At 60.4% G+C, this 8018-nt stretch carries 5 protein-coding genes; 2 read left to right on the top strand and 3 right to left on the bottom strand.

Going from position 1 to position 8018, the window contains the following annotated elements:
* Nucleotides 1–643 (bottom strand): IS256 family transposase (locus CCR94_RS15610; RefSeq protein ID WP_146090030.1); only part of this gene is annotated, 643 nt, incomplete at its 3' end.
* Between the two features lie 180 nt (nt 644–823).
* Between CCR94_RS15610 and CCR94_RS15605 the strand changes: the two genes are divergently transcribed.
* Entirely contained in the window at nt 824–2152 is a 1329-nt protein-coding gene (locus CCR94_RS15605) for a hemolysin family protein (RefSeq protein WP_104508779.1), read from the top strand.
* A 265-nt stretch (nt 2153–2417) separates the two neighbouring features.
* Here CCR94_RS15605 and CCR94_RS15600 read toward each other — a convergent pair whose 3' ends face one another.
* Nucleotides 2418–4214: a cation:proton antiporter domain-containing protein gene (locus tag CCR94_RS15600; protein ID WP_170068954.1), complete on the bottom strand. Its 1797-nt coding sequence runs from the start codon at nt 4212–4214 to the stop codon at nt 2418–2420.
* A 579-nt stretch (nt 4215–4793) separates the two neighbouring features.
* Nucleotides 4794–5057, bottom strand: coding sequence for a BPSL0067 family protein (locus CCR94_RS26675; RefSeq protein WP_104508776.1), 264 nt, complete (start codon nt 5055–5057; stop codon nt 4794–4796).
* A 1323-nt stretch (nt 5058–6380) separates the two neighbouring features.
* Between CCR94_RS26675 and CCR94_RS15585 the strand changes: the two genes are divergently transcribed.
* On the top strand, nt 6381–7715 hold the full coding sequence (locus CCR94_RS15585) for an NAD(P)/FAD-dependent oxidoreductase (RefSeq protein ID WP_104508775.1): 1335 nt from the start codon (nt 6381–6383) through the stop codon (nt 7713–7715).
* Nucleotides 7716–8018: the final 303 nt, after the last annotated feature.

Below are 8018 nucleotides of genomic sequence, written 5' to 3'. Positions count from 1 at the left end.
GGCGCAACTTGTGCAGGAAATCCGTCCAGAAAGTCTCGGCCTCTGAGGGACCGATGTCCATGCCCAGCACTTCGCGACGGCCATCAGCGTTGGCGCCGACCGCGATGATCACCGCCGCCGAGACGATACGGCGGATGTCGCGGACTTTGACGTAGGTGGCGTCGATCCACAGATAGGGCCAGTCGCCTTCGATCGGGCGGTCGAGGAAGGCTTTGACCTTGCCGTCGATCTCCTCGCACAGCCGGCTGACCTGGCTCTTGGAAATGCCGCTCATGCCCATCGCCTTGACCAGATCATCGACCGAGCGCGTCGAGACGCCCTGGATATAGGCCTCCTGGATGACGGCGGTCAGCGCCTTCTCGGCCATCCGGCGCGGCTCCAGAAAGCCCGGAAAATAGCTGCCTTTCCGCAACTTCGGGATGCGCAGTTCGACCGTGCCGGCCCGCGTCTCCCAGTCGCGCGCGCGATAGCCATTGCGCTGGGCGAGGCGCTCGGCGCTCTTCTCGCCATAGTCGGCGCCGGTCAGGCCGGCGACCTCCATCGCCATCAGACGCTCGGCGGCAAAGCCGATCATCTCACGCAGGATATCGGCGTCGGCCGCCTTTTCCACGAGCGCGCGAAGGTTCATCATTTCATCGGTCATCGGTGGTTCCTCGGTTGCGTTGGTGTCTCGCAACCGCACCAGCCGCTTGCAGCGATTGTCGTATCGGGCGACATAATCGGCCTTTGCTACCTTTGTTGCTGGTGTTTGGGCTGAGCCGAACCTTGGCCACAGGGGGCTTTTGCTGAACCTTGAGGGTTTGGCGACTATGACGAGGACACAATGGGCATGGACGGCGATTCCGAATTAATGGGCTTGATCGTCATGATCATGCTTGTTGGAGCCAACGGGTTTTTCGTTGCGGCGGAATTCTCGCTCGTTTCGGTTCGTCACAGCCGGGTCACGGAACTCGTCAACGAGGGACGGACCAACGCCAAATCGCTCAAAGGTGCCGTCGACAATCTCGATTCTCATCTGGCGGCGACGCAACTTGGCATTACCATTTCTTCGCTGGCGCTGGGATGGATCGGTGAACCCGCCTTGGCCCATCTGGTCGAACCCGTGCTGCAAATGTTGCCTGAAACGCTGGCAGTGACCGCCTCCCATGCTGTCGCCGTGGCGATCTCCTTCACAATCATAACGACCCTGCATATCGTGCTCGGCGAACTCGCGCCAAAAAGCCTCGCGCTACAGCGCAGCGAAGGAACGGCGCTGTGGGTGGTGCGGCCACTGTCGTTGTTTCTGCTGGTGTTCCGTCCGGCGATCCTTGCACTGAACGGCCTGGGCAATCTTGTGCTGCGGCTGTTCGGCCTTTCGCCCGGCTCCGGCGAACATTCCGTGCACTCGCCCGAAGAACTCAAACTGATCGTCGCGGCGAGCCAGAAGGCCGGTCTCCTCAATGAGGCCCAGCAGGACCTGGTGGAGCGCGTGTTCAATATTGGCGAACGCCATATCACCAATATCATGACGCCCCGACGCGATGTCGACTGGATCGATGCCGACGACAGCCAGGAGGAGATGTTGGGCGTCATTCGCCAATGTCGACATGAGCAGCTCGTGGTGGGACGGGGCGATATTGACGAGCCGATCGGGATGATCCTGAAGAAAGACTTGCTCGATCAATTCCTCGATGGCCGCCCTGTTAATCCCCTTGCGGCTGTTCGCGAGCCGGTCATCGTCCATGAATCCGCTACAATCTTTCGCGTGCTCGATCAATTCAAGCATTCGCCCGTTCGTCTGGCGATTGTCGTGAACGAATATGGCATTCTCGAAGGTATCGTCACCCAGGCAGACTTGCTGAAGGCGATTGCGGGCGACTTGCCGGACGGCGACGGCGAACAGCCGAGCATGATAGAGGGCGACGACGGCTCGCTGCTGTTCGACGGCATGACGCCAGCGCACGAAGCCTTCGCAAGGCTAGGCTTGAGGCTTACGTCGACCGACGACGAATTTCACACGATTGCGGGGTTTGCGCTGTCCCAACTCGGACAAATTCCCGAAGTCGGCGAGCGCTTCGAATATGAGGACTGGCATTTCGAAATTGTCGGGATCGACAGAAGGCGGATCACCAAAATTCTTGCAAGAAGTGAACTGCGAGACTCGTCGTCCTGAGCTTTGGGCGCCGTCTCAACGTGTTGCCGAGCCCCACTTTCTGAAAGCGTCTGCGGACGTTACTTTTCCTGCGGCAAGCCGTCCTTCCCCGTTGTCGGTGTAGGTCTCCATCGAGCCGTTCAGCGCCGAAGACCTTGAACGTCGCAGAAATCTGGCCAGGGCCAAGCTGGGACGGAAGCGATCAGCGGCAAGCGGACGACCGCCAATATCGCCGGCAGGGACAGGATAGGCGGATAGCGGACTTTCCTTCTGCCGGCGGCGCAACCTATGAGTGGATGGTTGTCTTTGCTTTTATTGCGTGGATTTCGTCACAGCCAGCCTGCGTTGCCGCCTGCTGAAGCGCATGTCGGAATTCGTCGCGCTTCTGATGGATTGAAGCAATCGTAAGCCCAGTGGGCACGCCCAATCCGACCAGTGCGGCCTCCGACAATTGCAGGCTGGCTTCGATTGTCTCTGGGACAGCGTCAGTGACGCCGACTGCATATAAACGACGTGCATGGTCTTCATCCCTGGCGCGGGAAACAATCAACACTTCAGGTCGCGCCGCCCGGATGTGCTCGACGATCCGGTCAATTGTCTTCCGCGCATTGATCGTGATGATGATACCCGTCGCCTGGCGCAAGCCTATGACGTCCAGGACTTTCGGATCGGACGCATCGCCGAAGAAGACCAGTCGTCCGGCCCGGCGGTCACGAGCGACGCCGGCGGCATCCTGGTCGATCGCGACGAACTTGACGCCGTGCTGCGTCAACAGCGATGTCACCACTTTGCCGACACGACCGTGACCCACGACGATTGCATGCCTATCGCCCGCCGACGATTGCAAAGTCAGGTTTTGGTCCTTGGCGGCTGGACCTGGCGGCTTTGGGAGCAGCCTTTTGGCGGCGCTCGACAGCAACGGGGTCAGCGCCATGGTGACGGCGGTCGCCGCGAGCGTCAGACTGGCGATTGGTCCCGGCAGCAAATGTAGCTCCGACGCCAGACCGATGCTGACGAAGGCGAACTCTCCTCCGGGTCCGAGCAGCATGCCGGTTTCAAGAGCGGCCCGCCAGGGAACGCGAAAGGCTCTGGCCAACCCGGCCAGGATCAAGGTCTTGATGGCGATCAGCCCCACGACAACGCTGATCAGCCAGACCGGCTCGCGGACGAATTCCCGGAAATCGATCTTCATGCCCACGGTGAAAAAGAACACGCCCAGCAGCAGGCCCTTGAACGGGTTGATCGCGGCTTCAATGGCTTTGCCATAAGCAGTCTCCGCGAGCATCAAAGCGATGACGAAGGCTCCGAGCGCCATCGAAAGGCCCGCCTGGTGGGCAAGCAGCCCGGCGCCGATGATCACGAACAGCGCGGCGGCGATGAACAGTTCGGTTGAACCTGCCGTAGCGACCAGATGAAACATTGGGCGCAACAGGAAACGACCGAACAGGACAATGGCCCCGATTGCAATCGCCGCCTTGAACAGGGCGACGCCGATGCTGACGAGGAGAGAGTCGCCGCCGCCACTCCCAAGTATTGAGATGAAAACGATAATGGCGATTGCCGCGAGATCCTGCGCCAGCAGCACCGAAAAACTCAAGCGGCCTGCGGTTGTCGTGAGACGCCCTTGGCTCGCCAGGAGCTCGATGACGATCGCTGTTGAAGACAGCGAAAGGCTCAAGCCGATAATCGCCGCCGAGGCAGGTTCCGCGCCAGCCGCAATGGCGACGCCGGAAAGCAGCAAGCCTGTAAGAAGAACCTGAAGTCCGCCCAGCCCGAAAACCAGGCGGCGCATGGTGACGAGCCGCTTGATCGACAGCTCCAGCCCGATCAGGAACAGGAGAAAGACAACCCCGAGTTCGCCAAGTTCCTTGACACTGTCCGGGTTGACGACTGTGAACCAGTAGAGAAATGGAAAATTGGCGATTTGGGAGCCAAGACCGAGCGGGCCCAGGACGGCGCCCGCCGCAAGGTAACTGAGAATGGGGCTTACGTCCCAGCGTCGCAGGGCTGGCACGACAATCCCCGCAGTGCCGAGAACGACCAGAAGATCGCTGTAAATCTCAACAGTATTTGTCACAGCCACAAATCGCCCCAATGATTCGTCAGTCGTCGTAATGACAATAACTTAAAGAGGTCGATGGAGGCAGGAATATCCGCTCGGAATGTGATGGCGCCGTCTCCGGTCAAATCAAGAAGGTCCGTTTCGAGCCGGAGTCTTGGCGGGTGACGTTGGCCGCCAACAACGAACCTACCGGCGCCCGGCGCCGCAGACAAGTTTCGTCGCGCCAACCTGTCTGCGGTTTCAGACGAATTTGGCGCCGGGACCGCCAAGGCAACAGCCCGGCATGCCGAATAGTTCGCAGCCACGATCGGATAGTCGGCCTTCAGGCCAAAGGTCGCGCCATGGCGGCTGGTACGTCGGGAACGTCCGCTATCCCTTTGGCGCATGCGGTTGTGTCAGCCGCAACTACGTCGACCGAAAATGGCGCATTGCCTGCGATCCTCGCCCCTTCGAAACGCAACCGACATTCTTGCACAAAGAGGCCGCTTCCGCCGCCTGTCCAATAAAGCCAACGCTGATCACAGCAAAAATAGTTTAGTTCGATACAATATAGAATTTACTCCCGCTCTCATAAGAATTGCTCGTTGTCCACGGAATCGTTCAATAGTGAGCCGTTTGACCTGCCCACTGATCCATGACCTGAATAACTTGAGCGTTCTGTCCTAGATAGATCGCAGTGTGGCTTTGTCCAACTGTGTTGGTATAGGTTCCGTCCGAGCCAAACGTCGCAATGACCGTGCCCGCCGCGATGTCCGTGTTCCCCTGCGCCTGCGTTCCAGGAACCCACGTCGACGTCAATCCGACGTTCGACGTCGCCTGAGCCAAAGCTACACACTGACCGGAGCCGACGGACTCATCGAGCATGCTGTCATAGCCGGACGCGACCTCGTCGCGCCTGACACACCGCTTCCGTTTCCGGTGAATGATTGCGGCCTCGTTCCGTCCGTTGGAATGTCCACGGCGCCGGAAATCGCTCCCGTGTCGATCAAAAAGCAGCTTTGCGGGTAGGTGTAGGCCGGCAGAGTTGGTTCCGGATAGGTTGGAACAACCTGCTGCGGCAAACCGCTCGACGTCACGATCTGCGGATCCGCGCGGCTCTCAACCGCTCCCAGCGCGACCAGCGCCAGCGCGCCTGCTCGCCCGCTCGCCCGCTCAATCGCGCTTTGCCGTCAATGGCGCGTCGCCAAAGCCGCCTCAACGTTCTCGCTTCGCTCAAAGTGCTCTCCCAGTTTCGAGGACACTTTGAAAGAGAGCCAGCCACCGGCGCGAATTCGAACAGCGAATTGTCGATGCCGCTGAACTTTTCAGAACGCACCCGAGGATGAACAGACACGGCAGTTACAGGGGCTGATCAGCGCGCTCCCCTCGCTTTGGCTCGACGCCATAAAGGGCGCGCTTCTGTCGCCATTGGGTCCGAGCCGCAAGGTCGCCAGCAATTCCGCCCGATCAAGCCTTATGAGCGAAAAAACCGCCGGCGGCTTATCCGCCGCCTGGGGTGGCCTGGAGCGCCGATGGCGATCACACTTCTCTTCGTTACGCACGCCTATGTCCGCAAGACGCGAGAGATTGTGTCTCACGCTGCATGATCAAGGCGTTGCTCTTATCGCTGGGTCTGCATGATGGCGACGGTCTTGCTAGCCGCGCCGGCGCTCTTCTGGGGCTGGGCCGCCATTCTCGGGCGCCTGGGCGCGGCTCCTTCATGGACCGTCAAGGTCGAACCCGAGCTTCGGTCGCCAACCCGCCTGCAAGGTCGAGGTAGCCCGAAATGTTGACGAATTTACAACCATTTCGTCATGGCGCGCCGAGGAGTACGCCGATCGAACGTTGATCCGCTCGTCAAGGGAAAAGGCGCGACGGTCCTCGTTCTGATTGGCGTCACACACTTCGAACAATCACGCGACGTGAGTATTTTCCGAACCTGCCGCGCCCGGATCGGGATTGGTTACACCAGCGCGAACGTCAGCGAGGTTTCAAGCATGCTGGGTTCTTCGATGGCGAGGAGATCGCATCCAGGCTGGTGTTCGGCGCTGGTTTGAAACCGCCGTTTTTGAGGCCGGTCTCTGGCAGCCGATGGGGGGGCTTCGCCTTGATGCCGGTCTGCTGGGCCAAGGGCCTTCGGGCAAGCTGGCAAAGGGCGCCTTGGACGGACTCAAGGGTCGTCGTCCAAGGATTTGATCGGAGCGGAAAATGACCGACGCAGGAACGCGGTTGGAATACGGCCATCGTGTCGTCATCGCCGGCGGCGGCGCCGGCGGCCTCGAACTCGCGACGAGGCTCGGCGACAGATTTGGACGGAAAGGCGTCCTCGACGTGGCGCTGATCGAACGAAGCCGCACTCATGTCTGGAAGCCGAAGATTCACGAGATCGCGGCGGGCAGCATGGACATGTCGGATCACGAGGTGAATTATCTCGCCCATTCGCACTGGCACGGATTCCACTATTGCATCGGCGAGATGATCGGCCTCGACCGCGAGCGGCGCGAGGTTCATATGGCGCCCCATCTGGATTCGGAGGGCAAGGAGGTCACACCGAAACGGTCCATCGGCTACGATACGCTGGTGATCGCGATCGGCAGCCAAAGCAATGATTTTGGCACGCCGGGCGTCAAGGAATTCGCGATGAAGCTGGAAAACCAGGCCGACGCGAAGAGATTCCATGAATCCATGGTCAACGCCTGCATCCGCGCCCACGTCCAGCACACGCCCCTGCGGCCCGAGCAATTGAAGGTTGTGATCATCGGGGCGGGCGCGACCGGAGTCGAATTGGCGGCGGAATTGCATCGGACAACGCGCGAAGTCGTCGCCTACGGCCTCGACCGGGTGGACCCGGACAAGGACATCAAGGTCACCGTTCTCGAGGCGGCCGACCGCGTTCTGCCTTCGCTGCCTCCAAGACTCTCGGCCGCGACCGAAGATCTCTTGAAAAGTCTTGGCGTCGAAGCGCTCACGGGCGCCAAGGTCGCAAGGGTGCTGCGCGATCACGTCGAATTGGCCGATGGGCGCATGATTCCCTCGGAGCTTGTGGTCTGGGCCGCAGGGGTCAAGGCGCCGGATTTCCTGAAAAACATCGCCGGCCTCGAAACGAACCGCATCAATCAACTCGTCGTCAGATCGACCCTGCAAACGACGCGGGACGACAGCATTTTCGCCATCGGCGATTGCGCGGCCTGTCCATGGATCGGACGCGACGCGCTTGTGCCGCCACGGGCGCAGGCGGCGCATCAGCAGGCCTCGCATCTCTATGCCCAGTTCCAGCGCCAAATGGCCGGCAAGCCGCTGCAGGATTATCAATACCGCGACTTCGGTTCGCTCGTTTCGCTCGGCGAATACAGCACAGTCGGCAACATGATGGGCGGGCTGATCGGCGGCAGCCTCATGATCGAGGGGCTGTTCGCGCGCATGATGTATCTATTGCTCTACAAGATGCACGAACTCGCCCTTCATGGCGCGGCCAAGGCGACGCTCGACACGGTTGCGCGCGTCATCACGCGGCGCACCGAGCCGCATGTGAAGCTGCACTGAAATCCGAAGGCGGGGGTCAATCGGTATCCAAATTTGACCCCTGATCGGCGTCCAACCTTGACCCCTTCATACAGCGCGACAGGTAGCGCGCGCCTCGGCGTAGCTGGCCGGGGTTGCGCAGCCGGACAGGGCTGTTCAGTTCTTAATACAGTCGAGGCATAGCGAGGATTAGATTGAGATCGAGTGCGGCGCGCCAGCGGGCGTTTTTGATGTTGTCGCACCCAGCGGCCCTGAGCAGGTTGTACGCGAAAGATCGCAGGCGGGCGGCGATGTCCGGGTTCTTGCGAATGCGTGAGGCATCCT

Source organism: Rhodoblastus sphagnicola, from assembly GCF_002937075.1.
GTDB classification, from domain to species: domain Bacteria; phylum Pseudomonadota; class Alphaproteobacteria; order Rhizobiales; family Beijerinckiaceae; genus Rhodoblastus; species Rhodoblastus sphagnicola.
This window is presented reverse-complemented; position numbering and strand designations above follow the sequence as displayed.

What these genes read in the sequence shown, in the direction of transcription:
- CCR94_RS15605 (WP_104508779.1), top strand. Translation starts at nt 824, where the DNA reads ATGGGCATGGACGGCGATTCCGAATTAATGGGCTTGATCGTCATGATC.
- CCR94_RS26675 (WP_104508776.1), bottom strand. Translation starts at nt 5,057, where the DNA reads ATGCTCGATGAGTCCGTCGGCTCCGGTCAGTGTGTAGCTTTGGCTCAG.
- CCR94_RS15585 (WP_104508775.1), top strand. Translation starts at nt 6,381, where the DNA reads ATGACCGACGCAGGAACGCGGTTGGAATACGGCCATCGTGTCGTCATC.